Annotated in this window: 15 protein-coding genes; 5 read left to right on the top strand and 10 right to left on the bottom strand. The window is 65.9% G+C overall.

The window, feature by feature from the left end; genetic code table 11:
• Positions 1–10: 10 nt before the first annotated feature.
• From ligK to AC731_RS16785, 3 genes are read right to left on the bottom strand one after another with little or no spacing between them, the layout of a single operon-like run.
• Entirely contained in the window at positions 11–703 is a 693-nt protein-coding gene (ligK, locus tag AC731_RS16795; RefSeq protein WP_004259925.1) for a 4-carboxy-4-hydroxy-2-oxoadipate aldolase/oxaloacetate decarboxylase, read from the bottom strand.
• Positions 704–717: 14 nt separating this feature from the next.
• A complete protein-coding gene (locus AC731_RS16790) occupies positions 718–1,743 on the bottom strand; it encodes an amidohydrolase family protein (RefSeq protein ID WP_004259921.1) in 1,026 nt (341 codons plus the stop codon).
• Positions 1,740–2,831: a 4-oxalomesaconate tautomerase gene (locus tag AC731_RS16785; RefSeq protein ID WP_048707828.1), complete on the bottom strand. Its 1,092-nt coding sequence runs from the start codon at positions 2,829–2,831 to the stop codon at positions 1,740–1,742. Before AC731_RS16785 ends, AC731_RS16790 begins: the two co-directional genes overlap by 4 nt.
• A 111-nt stretch (positions 2,832–2,942) precedes the next feature.
• On the opposite strand from AC731_RS16785, the gene AC731_RS16780 reads away from it, so the two are divergent.
• Both AC731_RS16780 and AC731_RS16775 read left to right on the top strand, forming a co-directional pair.
• On the top strand, positions 2,943–3,848 hold the full coding sequence (locus AC731_RS16780; protein ID WP_004259914.1) for a LysR substrate-binding domain-containing protein: 906 nt from the start codon (positions 2,943–2,945) through the stop codon (positions 3,846–3,848).
• 139 nt (positions 3,849–3,987) lie between these two features.
• Positions 3,988–5,193 carry an MFS transporter gene (locus AC731_RS16775; RefSeq protein ID WP_048707827.1) on the top strand — a complete coding sequence of 402 codons (1,206 nt, stop codon included), beginning with the start codon at positions 3,988–3,990 and terminating at the stop codon, positions 5,191–5,193.
• 54 nt (positions 5,194–5,247) lie between these two features.
• Here the strand turns inward: AC731_RS16775 and AC731_RS16770 are convergent, their stop codons facing one another.
• From AC731_RS16770 to AC731_RS16750, 5 genes are all read right to left on the bottom strand, one after another.
• A complete protein-coding gene (locus AC731_RS16770; RefSeq protein WP_048707825.1) occupies positions 5,248–6,381 on the bottom strand; it encodes an acyl-CoA dehydrogenase in 1,134 nt (377 codons plus the stop codon).
• Between the two features lie 176 nt (positions 6,382–6,557).
• The gene (locus tag AC731_RS16765) at positions 6,558–7,769 is read right to left on the bottom strand and encodes an acetyl-CoA C-acetyltransferase (RefSeq protein WP_048707822.1); all 1,212 of its coding nucleotides are present in this window, start codon (positions 7,767–7,769) and stop codon (positions 6,558–6,560) included.
• Positions 7,770–7,805: 36 nt separating this feature from the next.
• Positions 7,806–8,948, bottom strand: a complete 1,143-nt coding sequence (gene can, locus AC731_RS16760; RefSeq protein WP_048707820.1) for a carbonate dehydratase — start codon at positions 8,946–8,948, stop codon at positions 7,806–7,808.
• A 48-nt stretch (positions 8,949–8,996) separates the two neighbouring features.
• The gene (locus AC731_RS16755) at positions 8,997–9,464 is read right to left on the bottom strand and encodes a PaaI family thioesterase (RefSeq protein ID WP_004259903.1); all 468 of its coding nucleotides are present in this window, start codon (positions 9,462–9,464) and stop codon (positions 8,997–8,999) included.
• A gap of 108 nt (positions 9,465–9,572) precedes the next feature.
• Positions 9,573–10,016: a MerR family transcriptional regulator gene (locus tag AC731_RS16750; RefSeq protein ID WP_004259902.1), complete on the bottom strand. Its 444-nt coding sequence runs from the start codon at positions 10,014–10,016 to the stop codon at positions 9,573–9,575.
• A gap of 162 nt (positions 10,017–10,178) precedes the next feature.
• On the opposite strand from AC731_RS16750, the gene AC731_RS16745 reads away from it, so the two are divergent.
• Both AC731_RS16745 and phaC read left to right on the top strand, forming a co-directional pair.
• The gene (locus AC731_RS16745) at positions 10,179–11,198 is read left to right on the top strand and encodes an MBL fold metallo-hydrolase (RefSeq protein WP_048707817.1); all 1,020 of its coding nucleotides are present in this window, start codon (positions 10,179–10,181) and stop codon (positions 11,196–11,198) included.
• Between the two features lie 38 nt (positions 11,199–11,236).
• Positions 11,237–13,066, top strand: a complete 1,830-nt coding sequence (phaC, locus tag AC731_RS16740; RefSeq protein ID WP_048707814.1) for a class I poly(R)-hydroxyalkanoic acid synthase — start codon at positions 11,237–11,239, stop codon at positions 13,064–13,066.
• A 52-nt stretch (positions 13,067–13,118) separates the two neighbouring features.
• Here phaC and AC731_RS16735 read toward each other — a convergent pair whose 3' ends face one another.
• On the bottom strand, positions 13,119–14,318 hold the full coding sequence (locus tag AC731_RS16735; RefSeq protein WP_156480675.1) for an ISL3 family transposase: 1,200 nt from the start codon (positions 14,316–14,318) through the stop codon (positions 13,119–13,121).
• A gap of 137 nt (positions 14,319–14,455) precedes the next feature.
• On the opposite strand from AC731_RS16735, the gene AC731_RS16730 reads away from it, so the two are divergent.
• Complete coding sequence (locus tag AC731_RS16730; RefSeq protein WP_048707812.1) at positions 14,456–14,896, top strand: putative toxin-antitoxin system toxin component, PIN family; 441 nt, start codon at positions 14,456–14,458, stop codon at positions 14,894–14,896.
• Here the strand turns inward: AC731_RS16730 and AC731_RS16725 are convergent.
• A complete protein-coding gene (locus tag AC731_RS16725; RefSeq protein ID WP_004259892.1) occupies positions 14,893–15,753 on the bottom strand; it encodes a helical backbone metal receptor in 861 nt (286 codons plus the stop codon). The genes AC731_RS16730 and AC731_RS16725 overlap by 4 nt on opposite strands.
• Positions 15,754–15,789: the final 36 nt, after the last annotated feature.

Genomic DNA, 15,789 nt, shown 5'->3' with positions numbered 1-15,789 from the left:
CGGCTGAACCTCAGTCGATGTACTTGAGGCCGGCCTTTTCCAGCGGCTCGCGCATCTTGTAGAGGTCGAGGCCGAGCACGCCGGCAGCGAACTTCTCGCGCTTCTCGCCTTCGAAGGACTCGCGCTTCTCGGCGGCATCGGCCACCTGCTGGGCGATGGCGGCGGGCACGACGACCACGCCGTCGACGTCGGCAATGACGACGTCACCCGGATTGACCAGCGCACCGGCGCACACCACCGGCACGTTCACCGAGCCGAGCGTGGCCTTGATGGTGCCCTTGGCGTGGATGGCCTTGGCGAACACCGGGAAGCCCATCTGCTCGAGATCGGCCACGTCGCGCACGCCGCCATCGATGATCAGGCCGCGCGCGCCGCGCGCCTTGAACGAGGTGGCGAGCAGGTCGCCGAAGAAGCCGTCGGCGTTGTCGGTGGTGCACGCGGCGACGGCGACGTCGCCTTCCTGCAGCTGTTCGGCGGCGACGTGCATCATCCAGTTGTCGCCCGGCTGCAGCAGGATGGTGACGGCGGTGCCGCACATCCTGGCGCCGGTGTAGACCGGACGCATGTAGGGCTTCATCAGGCCGACGCGGCCCATGGCCTCGTGGATGGTGGCGACGCCGAAGCGCGACAGCTTTTCGACCGCTGCCTTGTCGGCGCGGACGATGTTGCGCTTGACGATGCCGAGCTGGTTCAGTTGCGTCATCTTCCCCTCTCCTCTTACAGGCCCTTGGCCTTCAGCGCGGCATCCAGGCGCGAATACACGCGGCGGGCGTTGCCTTCGTAGATCATGTGGCGCTCTTCGGCGGTCAGGTTGGCGCTCTCGATGTAGCGCTTGGTGTCGTCGTAGTAGTGGCCGGTCTCGGGGTCGATGCCACGCACCGCACCGATCATCTCGGAGGCGAACAGCACGTTCTTGACCGGGATGACCTTCGTCAGCAGGTCGATGCCGGGCTGGTGGTACACGCAGGTGTCGAAGTAGATGTTGTTCAGCAGGTGCTCGGTGAGCAGCGGCTTCTTCAGTTCCTGCGCCAGGCCGCGGAAACGGCCCCAGTGGTAGGGCGCCGCGCCGCCGCCGTGCGGAATCACGAACTTCAGCGTCGGGAAGTCCTTGAACAGGTCGCTGGTCAGGCACTGCATGAAGGCGGTCGTATCCGCGTTGAGGTAGTGCGCGCCGGTGGTGTGGAAGCAGGCGTTGCAGCTGGTCGACACGTGCACCATGGCCGGGATGTCGAGCTCGACCATCTTCTCGTAGATGGGGTACCAGTGACGGTCGTGCAGCGGCGGGCTGGTCCAGTGGCCGCCGGAGGGGTCCGGGTTCAGGTTGATGCCGACGAAACCGTATTCATTGACGCACTTCTCGATCTCGGGGATGCAGGTCTTCGGGTCGACACCGGGCGACTGCGGCAGCATGGCGGCGCCGATGAAGTGGTCCGGAAACAGCTGCGAGACGCGATAGCACAGCTCGTTGCAGATCGCCGACCAGGTCGCGCTGGTGTTGAAGTCGCCGATGTGGTGGGCCATGAAGCTGGCGCGCGGCGAGAAGATCGTCAGGTCCGAGCCGCGCTCCTTCATCAGGCGCAGCTGGTTCTTCTCGATGGTCTCGCGCAGTTCGTCATCGCTGATCTTCAGGTCGGAGACCTTGGGTGCGACCGAGGGGTCCTTCAGGCCGGCGATCTGCTGGTTGCGCCAGTCTTCCAGCGCCTTCGGCGCCGTCGTGTAGTGACCGTGGATGTCGATGATCATTGCTTGTCTCCTTTCCAGATGGATGCCGGCACCATGACTTCGCCGCGCATGATGAGGCGCGCGGTGCGCAACAGCGCAGCGCGGGTAACGTTTTGCGGATCGGCCGGATCCAGTTCCAGCTCGACCGAGAACTCGCCGGTCGGGTGCTCCACAGACACGGTGCGCGCCAGGCCTTCGGGCACCACGGCGATGCCTTCGGTGATCGAGCCGCGCAGCACACAGGCCGTGCCGACGGTCACCGCGGCAAGCACGCCAATGGCGTCGTGGCAAACATGCGGGATGAAGCTGCGCGTGGTCAGGCTGCCGCCGTCGCGCGGCGGCGCAACCAGTGTCATCTTGGGGTAGTTCTTGGCGCTCACGTCGCCCAGGCCCATCGCATGGCCGCAGGCAATGCGCAGGCGTTCGATGCGCGCCTTGAGTTCGGTGTCGGCGTTCAGCTCGGCCACGCTCTCGTAGCCGGTACGGCCGACGTCGGCGGCACGAAAGATCACCAACGGCATGCCGTTGTCGATGCAGGTCACCTCGACGCCATCGATGACGTCGCGCACCTTGCCGGTGGGCAGCAGACCGGAACAGACCGAACCTGCGGTATCAAGAAAATTGATCTTGATCGGCGCCGAGCTACCCGGTACACCGTCGATGCGGGCGTCACCCTCGTAGCTCACCCGGCCACCGGGGGTCTGCACGGTGATGTCGCAAGCCATGCCGGTATTGAGGGTCAGCACGCGGAAAGTGGATTCCTCGCCCTGCGCGCGGACCATGCCCGTCTCGAGCGCGAAGGGCACGACGGCCGCCAGCATGTTGCCGCAGTTGGGCGTGGTGTCGACCGTGTCCTTCTCGGGCTGCAACTGCGCGAACAGGAAGTCCAGATCCACGCCCGGCCGGGAGCCGGGGCGCACGATGCCGACCTTGCTCGTCAGCGGATTGGCGCCGCCCAGACCGTCGATCTGACGGCGGTCGGGCGACCCCATCACGGCAAGCAGGACTCGATCGCGCGTCGCAACATCCGCAGGCAGATCGCTTTCCCGGAAGAACGGGCCTCGCGAAGTGCCGCCGCGCATGAACAGGGTGGGAATGGGTGTTTGCATGCCGCCAATTCTGGAACCACCCCCCTCTGTTCAATAGGATGGACTGACTCTATCTGCTATCGCATTTTGATATAGAATCATAGAAGGGATAATAAATAGCGTCGATCGGAAATGGATATCAAGCAGATCGAGTACTTCGTCCACGTCGCCGAACTGGGCAGCTTCACCCGTGCCTCCATCGCGCTGGACATCGCACAGCCGGCACTCAGCCGGCAGATCCGCCAGCTCGAGATCGAACTGCGCCAACCGCTGCTGCTGCGCAATGGACGCGGCGTGACGACCACCGAGGCCGGCAAGATCCTGCTCGAACACGGCCGCGGCGTGCTGCACCAGATCGAGCGTGTCCGCGAGGAGCTGGCGCGCGCGCGCGGCGGGGAGGTCGGGCGGGTGGCGGTGGGCATGCCCCCCAGCGTCTCGCGCGTACTCACGGTGCCGCTGACGCATGCCTTCCGCGAACTGATGCCCGACGCCATCCTGTCGATCAACGAGGGCCTGTCCTTCACGATGCAGGAATCGGTGATCCAGGGCCGCCTCGACATCGCGCTGCTCTATCAGGCCCGGCCTTCGCCCGACCTCGAAATCCATCCCCTGCTGTCGCAATCGCTCCACCTGTTGCAGGCCAGGCGGCAGACCAGCGAAACCGGCCCGGTGAGCCTGCGCGAGGTGGCCAGGCTGCCGCTCATCCTGCCTGGCCGCCCGAATGCGATCAGGATGATCGTTGAGACCGAGATGCAGCGACTCGGCCTGCAGCCTCACATCACCATCGAGGCGGAAGCCACGCCGGCCATCCTCGACCTGGTTGCGGACGGACTCGGCTCCGGCATACTCCCTGCCAGCGCATTCGACGCTCATTCGCCGCGACTGCAGAACGATCTCGTGCTGCGGTCGATCCGCGACCCCGGCCTGCTGACACACCTGTCATGGGCCGTCAGCGCACGGCGCCCGATGACCCAGGTGCAGCGCAATCTGATCGAGCTCATCGAGTCGAAGGTCAGGGAGCTGATCACGCCGGCGTGAGAACCGCGCCGCGCGCCGCCTTGGGCCAGCCCGCATCACGACGGCCCACGACCAACCCATCCCGCAACCCGAAGAACGCTGGCGACACCGGCCTGGCGCGCATGCACCAGGCCAGACCACGTCATGGACACACCCCCACATGACCGACACACGACACCCCACCCCGCGCAACGCCCGTCTGCTCCTGATCCTCGCCGGCATCCTGCTGATCGCCGCCAACCTGCGCGCACCGATCACCGGACTGCCGCCGCTGCTGCCGATCCTGCAGCCCGCCCTCGACCTCGACACCACCCTGGCCGGCCTGCTCACCACGCTGCCGCTGCTTGCCTTCGCGTTCTTCTCGCCGCTGGCACCGCGCCTTGCGCGCCGCACCGGCCTCGAAGCCGTGCTGTTCGCCGCACTGGTACTGATCGCGGGCGGCATCGCCCTGCGTTCACTCGGGCCGCAGTGGAGTCTCTTCGCCGGCACGGCGGCGATCGGCATCGGCATCGCGCTCGGCAACGTCTTGCTGCCGAGCCTGATCAAGCGCGACTTCCCCACCCGCATCCCCAGCATGACGAGCGCCTATGCGTTGACGATGGGCGTGGCGGCGGCCCTGGCCTCGGCGACGATGACACCGCTGGCGACCCGTTTCGGACTCGGCTGGGACGGCGCGCTGGCGACGATGATCGTGCTGCCGCTCGCGGCGCTCGCCGTCTGGTGGACGCGCCTGTCCGGCCGGCACCATCCGGCCGCGATGACGACTGCCGGGACTCGCGCCGCGCCGGTATGGACGTCGGCGCTCGCCTGGCAGGTCACCCTGTTCATGGGCTTGAATTCCTTCGTGTACTACGTGATCGTCGGCTGGCTGCCCACGATCCTGCTCGCGCACGGCCATTCGGCCACCGGCGCCGGATCGCTGCACGGCCTGATGCAACTCGCATCGGCCGTACCAGGCCTGCTGCTTGGCCCGCTGATCCAGCGCAGCCGCAATCAGAAGGCGATCGCGGTCGCGGTGTCGCTGCTGATCGTGCTGGCGCTCGGCGGGCTGTTGGCGCACCCGTCACTGGCAACGCTGTGGGTGGTCTGCTTCGGCTTTGGCGCGGGCGCCGGCGTGACGCTGAGCCTGATGTTCATGGGCCTGCGCACGCGCAGCCCCGAGCAGGCCGCCGCACTTTCAGGCATGGCGCAGTGCATCGGTTATCTGCTGGCGGCCAGTGGCCCGCCACTGATCGGCTGGATGCACGACGCCGCCGGCAGCTGGGACGTACCGCTGGCCGGCTGCCTCGCGCTCGCCCTCGTCATGGCCGTATTCGGCTTTCTGTCGGGCCGCGACCGGCAGATCCACGACACCAAGCCCGTCTGACGATCGCGCTGCAGGACGGGCGGGGCGCCATGCCGCCGCGCCCGTCCCTCGGCATCAAGCTGCCAGCGCGCGCCCGATGACCAGCTTCTGGATGTCGCTGGCGCCTTCGTAGATCTGGCACACGCGCACGTCACGGTAGATGCGCTCGACCGGGAAGTCGGTGACGTAGCCATAGCCGCCGTGCACCTGGATGGCATCCGAACACACGCGCTCGGCCATCTCGGAGGCAAACAGCTTGGCCATCGAGGCCTCCTTCAGGCACGGACGGCCCGCATCCTTCAGGCTGGCGGCGTGCCACACGAGCTGGCGCGCGGCCTCGAGCTGCGTGGCCATGTCGGCGAGGCGGAAGTTCACCGCCTGGTGCTCGAAGATCGGCTTGCCGAAGCTCTCGCGCTCCTGCGCATACTTCACCGCCGCCTCCAGCGCGGCGCGGGCCATGCCCAGGCACTGCGCGGCAATGCCGATGCGGCCGGCTTCGAGGTTCGACAGCGCGATCCTGTAGCCCTCGCCTTCCGCACCAACCACCGAGTCCGCCGGGATGCGGCAGTTCTCGAACAGGATCTGCGTGGTATCGGAGGCCTTCTGCCCCATCTTCTCCTCGATGCGACCGACCTGGTAGCCCGGTGCAGTGGCAGGCACCAGGAAGCAGGTGATGCCCTTCTTGCCGGCAGCCTTGTCGGTCACCGCGAACACGATGGCGACGTCGGCGTGCTTGCCGGTGGTGATGAACTGCTTGACGCCGTTCAGCACCCACTCGTCACCGTCGCGCACCGCGGAAGTGCGGATGGCCGAGGCGTCCGAGCCCACGTGCGGCTCGGTGAGGCAGAAGCAGCCGAGCTTCTCGCCGCGGGCGAGCGGCTTCAGCCAGGCTTCCTTCTGCGCATCGGTGCCGAAGCGGTTGAGGATGCCGCAGGGCAGCGAGTTCTGCACGCTGACGATGGTCGAGGTGGCGCCGTCGCCAGCCGCGATCTCTTCCAGCGTCAGCACCAGGCTCATGTAGTCCATGCCGGCCCCGCCCCACTCCTCGGGCACCACCATGCCGAGCGCGCCGAGTTCGGCGAGCTCGTTCAGTGCCTCGCGCGGGAAGGTATGGTTGCGGTCCCATTCGGCGGCGAAGGGCGCGAGGCGCTCCTGCGCGAAGGCGCGCATCGAGTCGCGGATGAGTTCCTGTTCCTGGGTCAGAATCATGATGAAACCTCTGATGGAACGGACGCACCGTTCCATTGCTCGTCAATATGCGACACGGCCAAGCCGGCCGTGTCGGGGGTTGGTGAAGCCGCCGAGGACTGCCCGAGCCCGCAGGGTTCGTTCCGCAGGCTGCGGAACGAACCCCCGGCGCGGCTGGCGGTTCGAAGCACAGGCAATCAGCCGCCGCAGCCCACCGAGGCATCCACCTCGATCGCCATCGCCGTCGCCTCGCCGCCGCCGATGCACAGGCTGGCGACACCGCGCTTGAGGCCGCGCTTGCGCAGCGCGCCGATCAGCGAGACCAGGATGCGCGCACCCGAGGCGCCGATCGGATGGCCCAGCGCGCAGGCGCCGCCATTGACGTTGACCTTGTCGTGCGCCAGCTTCATCTCGTGCATCGCCGCCATGGTGACGACCGCGAAGGCCTCGTTGATCTCCCACAGATCGACGTCGTCGGTCGACCAGCCGGCCTTGGCCAGCACCTTCTGCATCGCGCCCACCGGGGCCGTCGTGAACCAGGCCGGCTCCTGCGCATGGGTGGCATGGCCGACGATGGTCGCGACCGGCTTCAGGCCCAGCTTGTCGGCGGTCGACTTGCGCATCAGCACCAGCGCCGCGGCGCCGTCCGAGATCGAGCTCGAGTTGGCCGGCGTGACCGTGCCGTCCTTCTTGAACGCGGGCTTGAGGCCCGGGATCTTGTCGATCTGCGCCTTCAGCGGCTGCTCGTCCTTGTCGACGACGACGTCGCCCTTGCGACCCGACACGGTGACCGGCACCACTTCCCAGGTGAAGTCGCCGTTGTTGATCGCGGCCTGGGCACGGGTGGTCGAGGCGATGGCGAACTCGTCCTGCGCCTGGCGGCTGAAGCTGAAGTGGCTCGCGCATTCCTCGGCGAAGGTGCCCATCAGGCGACCCTTGTTCTCCTTGGAGTAGCTGTCTTCCAGGCCGTCGAGGAACATGTGGTCGAACATCTGGCCGTGGCCGAGGCGGTAGCCGCCGCGCGCCTTGGGCAGCAGGTAGGGCGCGTTGGACATCGACTCCATGCCGCCGGCGACCATCACCTCGTTGGTACCGGCGAGGATCAGGTCGTGGGCCAGCATGGTGGCCTTCATGCCCGAACCGCACACCTTGTTGATGGTGGTGCAGCCGGCCGACAGCGGCAGGCCGGCGCCGAGCGCAGCCTGGCGGGCGGGCGCCTGGCCCAGACCGGCGGGCAGCACGCAGCCCATGATGACCTCTTCGACCTGCTCGGGCTTGAGGCCGGCGCGCTCGACCGCCGACTTGATGGCGATGGCGCCGAGCTGCGGCGTGGTCAGGCTGGAAAGCTCGCCCTGGAAACCGCCCAGCGGTGTGCGGGCGACGGAAACGATGACGACGGGATCGGACATGCGGTTCTCCTGTTGAATCGGTGTTGTGGGTTGCGCTCAGGGCTGGAGCGCTTCGAGCGCAGCGGCATAGCGCGGCATCAGGTCCTCGCTGCGGCTGACATTCAGGCCCAGGTCGCGGATCAGCCCATCCTTCAGGCCATAGATCCAGCCATGCACGGTGAGGCGCTGGCCGCGCTGCCAGGCGTCCTGCACGACGACGGTCTGCGCGACGTTGGCCACCTGCTCGATGACGTTGAGTTCGCACAGGCGGTCATGGCGCAGTTCGGGCGGCAAGTCATCCACCGCCCGCAGGTGGCGCACATGCACGTCCTGCACATGGCGCAGCCACAGGTCGACCAGTCCGACGCGGGCGCGATCCAGCGCTGCCTTGACGCCGCCGCAACCGTAGTGACCGACGACCATGATGTGCTTCACCTTCAGCACATCCACTGCGTACTGGATGACGGCGAGGCAGTTGAGGTCGGTGTGCACGACGACGTTGGCGACGTTGCGATGCACGAAGACTTCGCCCGGCAGCAAGCCGACGATCTGGTTGGCCGGCACGCGCGAATCGGAACAGCCGATCCACAGGTACTCCGGGCTCTGCAGGTGCGACAGCTTCTCGAAGAAGCCCGCATCGAGCTGCTGCATCTGGCGCGACCAGGCCTGGTTGTAGTCGAACAGGTGGAAGAGGTTCTCGTTGCGCACCTCGTCCTCGGACCATTGCGACAGGTCCAGCGTAAGAAAGACCGTGCCTTCGATCGGGCTCGGGTAATAGGCCGGCGCCTCGGTGAAGCCCAGTTCGCGGTAGAGCTTCATCGCGATGCGCATCGCCGGCTGGGTGTCGAGCAGGATGCGGCGGTAGCCCAGTTCCTGCGCCGCCCTAATGGCGGCCAGCGCAAGCTGGCGTCCCAGGCCATGGCCGCGCGCATCGGGGTCGACGTACAGCCGCTTCATCTCGCACACGCCTTCCGAGAAGCGGCGCACGCCGACGCAGCCGGCGGGGCGCCCCTCGTACTCGGCGAAGAACAGGCGACCATCCGCCTCGCCGTAGGCCCCGGGCAGGTTCGCGACCTCGTCGGCAAACCCTTGGTAGCTCAGATCCACCCCGAGCCACGCGGCGTAGTTGCGGAAGAACTGGCGCACGTAGTCCAGTTCGGTCGTGTCGGATGCCGTCAGCACGCGCAGGCGGACAGTCATGTCAGTTCCTCCGGTCAGTCGGCGCGCGCAATGAAGAACCGGTTCGCATCAGCCCCCGCGCTCGCTCTTGCCCTGCATGGCCATGATGGTCTGCTGCATGATCGCGCACAAGGTCCAGCGCTCGTCGCGGATCGCGAACACTTCGGCGCGGGTGATGATCAGCGTGCGCCCCGGCTTGATGACCTCGCCGCGCGCCACCAGGCGCTGGCCATCGGCCGGCGCGACGAGGTTGAGCTTGTACTCCACCGTCAGCACGCTGGTGTCCGAGGGCGTCAGGGTATTGGCCGCATAGCCTGCCGCCGAGTCGGCGATCATGCCCACCACACCACCATGGATGTAGCCGTGCTGCTGGGTGATCTCCGTCTTGTGCGGCAGATGGATCTCGACGAAGCCCGGCTCGACCACGGCAAGCCGCGCCCCGATCAAGGCCATCGCGTGCTGCAGGTCGAAGCTGGCGCGGACGCGACCGGCGTAGTCTGGGTCCTTGGGCTGGAACTGCGGCATCTCCGGGCGCATGGTCGGTGTCTCCGTGGGTGTCCTTATCGCTGTGACGGTATTTTCGTTGTTTTTACGTTTACGTCAACGTAAGCTTAAGGTCAAAAAAACGGGGCAAAGCCCCGCGTTTCAACCGATGCCCGCCTCGTCGATGTGCCGCGCCAGTTCGGCCTGGGCTGCAGCCGCCCCTTCGGCGTTGTGACCGAGCAAGGCATGGCACTGCTGCTCCAGCATGTCGATCTCGAGGAGCACGGCCTCGATATCCAGGCGTTGCTGCTCGAGCGCGGCGCGGCGCTCGGCCAGCACCTTGAGGAAGCTTTCGAGCTGCTGCGCCGAATTGCGCACGCCGCCGTACATGTCGAGCAACTCGCGGATCTCGGCCAGCGACAGGCCGAGGCGCTTGCCGCGCAGCGTGAGTTTCAGCCGCGTGCGATCGGCCTTGGTGTAGACCCGGGCCCGTCCCGCGCGCGCCGGAGTGAGCAAGCCCTGGTCTTCGTAGAAACGGATGGCGCGCGGCGTGATGTCGAATTCGCGCGCCAGTTCGGTGATGGTGTAGGTTTGTTCGTCGCCCATTGCAATCCGCGGCAGGTCGATTGCGCGGGAGAATTCCCGCGCAATCGACAAGATACTGTTTTATATAAGAAAACTTACAAATACTGGCAAAAGTTAAGCAGATTTCAACGATTTGAGCAACGCAAATCGACGAGTCGCGTGCCCCATGACACCGGGAGTCCCATGTCCGTACTGCACTATCCCTTCCCCGACCTGCCCGCCGAGGGGCAGACGCTCGAAGTCGCGCCCGGTGTCCATTGGGTGCGCATGGCCCTGCCCTTCGCACTGGACCATATCAACCTGTGGCTGCTGGACGACGGCGACGAACGCGTCATCGTCGACTGCGGCTATGGATCAGACAGTTCGCGCGCGGGGTGGACGCCGATCCTCGACGCGAGGCCCCAGCCCGTCGGCCGCATCATTGTCACCCATCACCACCCGGACCACCTCGGGCTGGCGACCTGGCTGGCCGCGCGCGACGGCGCCAGCCTGCACATGACGCTGGGCGAGTACCTCGCCGGCCACGCGATCTGGCACCAGCTGCCGGGCTACGCGGTACCCGACATGGTCGCCCAGTTCCGCGCTCACGGCCTCGACACCGCACGCGCCGACGCGCTGGCCGCGCGCGGCAACGCCTATCGCCGGGGCGTCCCCGAGATGCCCTCGCGCTACCACCGCCTGCGCAACGACGACACGCTGTCGATCGGCGGGCGCAGCTGGCGCGTCATCATCGGCTACGGCCACGCACCGGAACACGCCAGCCTGTACTGCGCCGAACTCGGACTGCTCATTTCGGGCGACATGCTGCTGCCCCGCATCTCGACCAATGTCAGCGTCTATGCTGCAACGCCGCACGACGACGCACTCGGCTACTTTCTTGACTCCATTCGGGAACTCTGCAACTTGCCCGACGACACGCTCGTGCTACCATCCCACGGCAAACCTTTCAAGGGTATCCGGACAAGAGTGGAACAACTCGTCGCCCACCACCGCGAGCGTTGCGACGCGCTGCTGGCTGAGTGCAGTGCAGCAAAAGCGGCTGGAGAACTGCTGGCGACACTGTTTCCGCGCGAGCTCGATACCCATCAGGTCATGTTCGCCATGGGGGAGGCGATTGCTCACCTCAACCATCTGGAGAAGCGGGGCGCGCTTCGCCGGGAGGTCGGCGCGGATGGTCTGACCCGTTTCGTCAATATCAATTGAGAGAGACCCACCGGTCGCCAACCAGGAGTTCAAACAACATGGCTGCACCCTCGAACGAAACCCCTCACGCCGAACTGCCCGATCCGCAGGAAGTCGCCAAGACCTACGCGGAAGTCGCGCGCCGCGCCTCGCACCTGATCAGCGATCACGTCAATCGCCAGCTGAAGAAGGGCATCGCCGCCCCGGCCGACGAACTGGGCATCGCCCAGGCTTTCATGGACATGATGGCCAAGCTGCTGTCCAACCCCTACAAGCTCGCCCAGGCGCAGATGAACCTGGTGTGGGACTACTTCTCGCTGTGGCAGCACTCGATGATGCGTTTTGCCGGCCTCAACGCCGCGCCGATCGCCGCCCCCGAGAAGTCCGACAAGCGTTTCAAGGACGAGGAGTGGGAACAGCACTTCCTGTTCGACTTCATCAAGCAGTCCTACCTGATCGCCGCGCGCCACATCCATGACACCGTGTGCTGCGTGGACGGCCTGGACGAGCAGACGCAGAAGAAGGTCAACTTCTACACGCGCCAGTACATCGACGCCCTGTCGCCGTCCAACTTCGCCATGACCAACCCCGAGGTCTTCCGCGAAACGGTCAAGAGCCACGGCCAGAACCTGCTGAAGGGCCTCAACAACCTGTTGCGCGACGTCGAGGACGGCGGCGGCAACCTGCGCGTCAAGATGACCGACACCACGGCCTTCGAGCTGGGCAAGAACGTCGCCACGACGCCGGGCAAGGTCGTGTTCCAGACCGACATGATGCAGCTGCTGCAGTACACGCCCAGCACCGACAAGGTGCTGAAGAAGCCGCTGCTGATCGTGCCGCCCTGGATCAACAAGTTCTACATCCTCGACCTGCGCGAAAAGAACTCCTACATCAAGTGGTGCGTGGACCAGGGTCACACCGTGTTCGTGATCTCGTGGGTGAACCCCGACGAGCGTCACGCCGAGAAGACCTTCGAATCCTACGTGCAGGAAGGCATCATCGCCGCGCTGGACGCCATCGAGCAGCAGACCGGCGAGAAGTCGGTCAATGCCGCCGGCTACTGCCTGGGCGGCACCCTGCTCGCCACCACGCTGGCTTACCTGGCCGGCAAGCGCCAGGCCAACCGCATCTCGGCCGCCACCTTCTTCACCACGATGACCGACTTCACCGACCCGGGCGAACTCGGTGTGTTCATCGACGAAGGGCAGGTGTCCAGCCTCGAGAAGAAGATGTTCGAGCGCGGCTACCTCGAAGGCTCGGAAATGGCCGGCACCTTCAATATGCTGCGTGCCAACGACCTGATCTGGTCCTTCGTGGTCAACAACTACCTGCTCGGCAAGGACCCGTTCCCGTTCGACCTGCTGTACTGGAACTCGGACTCCACCCGCATGCCGGCGAAGATGCACAGCTTCTACCTGCGCAAGCTGTACATGGAGAACCGCCTCGTCGAGCCGGGCGGCATCACCATCGACGGTGTTGCGATCGACCTGGGCAAGATCAAGACCCCGTGCTACTTCATCTCGACCATCGAAGACCACATCGCGCCGTGGAAGAGCACCTACGCAGGTGCCCGCAACTTCGGCGGCCCGGTCCGCTTCGTGCTCGGTGGCTCTGGCCACATCGCTGGCATCGTCAACCCGCCGGCGGCCAATAAGTACGGCTTCTGGATCAACCCGGCCGCCAAGCTGCCCGCCACGCCCGACGACTGGCTGGCCGGCGCGCAGCAGAACGCCGGCTCGTGGTGGACTGACTGGCAGGCCTGGCTGACCGCCATGGACAGCGAGCAGACCGAGCCGCGCGATCCGGCGAAGGGCAAGCTCAAGGTGCTGGAAGACGCGCCGGGCACCTTCGTCAAGATCCGCATCGACGCCAAGAAAGCCGCTGCCTGACAGGCGCCGGCTCTACAGGCAGGGGAGGGGTGACCCTCCCCTTTTTCTTGGTTCATCGCGCCTTTCCGGGGAAGGCGGCCTTGATCTTCAGGAAGAAATAGGCTGAATCCCGGAACCCGTAGGCCATACGCTTGATGACCTTAATGCGGTTGTTGACGCCCTCGAGAATGCTGGTGTTCAAGGGAAAGATGGCTGAGGCGAGGATGCCACGCCGGTACTTTCGGAGTCGCTTTGCAAAGGCGATCGCCGGCGCGATGCCGCTTTCGATCGCCAAGCGGTACCAGTCTTTCCATCTTCGGGCGCCGTCTCTGACCGATGGCGCAAACCAGATTTCCTTGATGGCGGTCTTCAGCAGATAGACGGTAGCCAGCGGTGCGTTGGCCGCCAGCAGTTCCTCGAGCTTGACCGCCTGCTCGTTGCCCAGGTTGTCGCGGTTGCGCAGCAGCAACCAGCGCGAGCGCTTGATGACCTGACGTTGTGCGGGCGCACTGCGCAAGGCATTGGCCTGATCGACGCGCACCCGGTCGACGACCTCCCGACCAAAGCGGGCGACGACATGGAACAAGTCATAGACGACTTCGGCGTTCGGGCAATGGGCGCGCACCTCCAGATCGAAGGCGGTGTTCATGTCCATTGCGACCGCCTCGATGTGCTGACAGCCCTCTTTGCCCAGCAATTCGAAGAAGGGCCGGATCGCCTCGCGGCTGTTGCCTTCGCCGACCCACAACACGCGCATACGTTCAGCATCCATGATCACCGTCGCGTAGCGGTGCCCCTTGTGCAGCGCGAACTCGTCCATCACCAACCGACGCACGCCCTGCGCATCGAAAGCGCCATACCGGGTCTGCAGACGCCGATGGTCGATGCGCTTGATGGTGTGCCAGTGCAAGCCCGTGAGTTGGGCGACGTGGGCGATCGGCAGGATCTGCACCAGCGCCTCGATCCAGGCGCGTAATCGGTGTGTGATGCGCTCACCCGTGTCGAGCCAGCTCAGGCGCTCGGCCGCCCGTGCGCCACACTGGTAACAGTCGAGGCGGCGAATCGGCACATCCAGCCAGACGCGTCGATCGAACCAGTCTCGATCGCGCACCCGGCGTCGCCGGCGCTCGTGGAGCAGAACACCGTCGCTACCGCAGCGCCCACATCGCGGGCGGTGTGAGGGGTCTTCAGAGAGGGTGAGAAGCAGCGAACCGTCGGCTCGCTCCTGGCATGAATCGACGAGGCGGCCTTCCCAGAAGACCACGCCCAACATAGCATCGCACATGACGGGGAAGAGGAAGGGGATCGGTTTGTTTGGCGACTGCCAATCTACCAACCTCAGAACCGTCAACCACTACTACCCCCAGATCGCGCGAAGAACCTTTTTCTTTTTTTCCCACCTCCGCCGACATGACCGCCAGGCTCGTCCTCGACACCAACACCGTCCTCGCGCTGTGGATGTTCTGCGATCCGCGCCTGGCCCCGCTGCGCGCGTTCATCGAGGACGGCCGTTGCTCCTTGCACGGCCGGGCGGATGCGCTCGACGAACTGCGCATCGTGCTCGGCTACCCGCAGTTTCGCCTCGAGCCTGCCACCCAGGCGCTATTGCACGAAACCTATCGCGTACGCCTGAGCCTGCTACCGGACACACCGCCGGCCGATGCCGCAGCACTGCCCGCCTGCCGGGACGGCGACGACCAGAAGTTCCTCGAGATCGCCCGTGACGCCGGCGCGAGCCATCTCGTCACGCGCGACAAGGCCCTGCTGAAACTGGCCCGACACCGACTCGTGCGCGACCGCTTCACTGTCCTGACGCCCGAACGCCTCGTCGCGCAGCTGGCGGACGACTAGCGCGCGAAATCGACCAACTGCCGACGCAGCCCCGCCAGATAGCGCAAGCCGGCAACCACCCGGCTGCCATACCACGACACCATCTCGCCGTCGATCAATGTCGCCGGACGGCCACTCAGCGCCGTCACCTCGTCGGCATGACGCAACTGGAAGTGATAGGGCTCGCTCGACAGGAACACGCGCTCCACGTCGCCGAGCCAGCCCGCCGACCAATCGAAGGCCGGATAGCGCCCGGCACCACTGACACCGCCGTGTACACCGGGCAAGGTGGTCCAGCCGACCTCCGCGAGCATGGCCGACACATAGGTGTCGCGCGCGACCGTCATCCATGGCTCGCGCCAGATGAGATACAGCACACGCTCCGCCGGCAGCGCTGCCCTCACTGCTTCCGCCTCGCCCAGCGCAGCACGCAGATCGGCCGCGAGCGCCTGCGCGGCGCGTTCGCGCCCGAACAGCCCGCCAAAGAGGTCGAACAACGCGAGGTTGTCGCGCGGCCCACAGGGATGCGTGACCACGATATTGGGCACGAAGGCCGCAAGCTCATCGATGGTTTCGCGCCGGTTCTCGTCGATGTTCGCGATCACATGCGTGGGCGCCAGTTCGCGGATGCGGTCCATCTTCACGTCCTTCGTTCCACCGACCTTGGGCACGGCACGCAGGGCTTCGCGCGGATGGATGCAGAATCCCGTGCGTCCCACCACCTGTGCCCCGAGATCCAGCTCGAACAGGAGTTCCGTGAGCGAGGGCACGAGCGAGACGATGCGCGCAGACGAGCCCGCAGACTGATGCAGGGTACCCAGCGCGTCGCGCAACACGGGCGCAGCGGGATCGGTGAAGCGGGGATCGGCGAGATGCATGGCGTTCAGGCAATCGAGGGGCGGACGGCGCGGCCC

This window comes from Thauera humireducens (genome assembly GCF_001051995.2).
GTDB classification, from domain to species: Bacteria; Pseudomonadota; Gammaproteobacteria; order Burkholderiales; family Rhodocyclaceae; genus Thauera; species Thauera humireducens.
The sequence above is the reverse complement of the archived record's forward strand: the minus strand, read 5'-3'. Positions and strand labels throughout refer to the sequence as shown.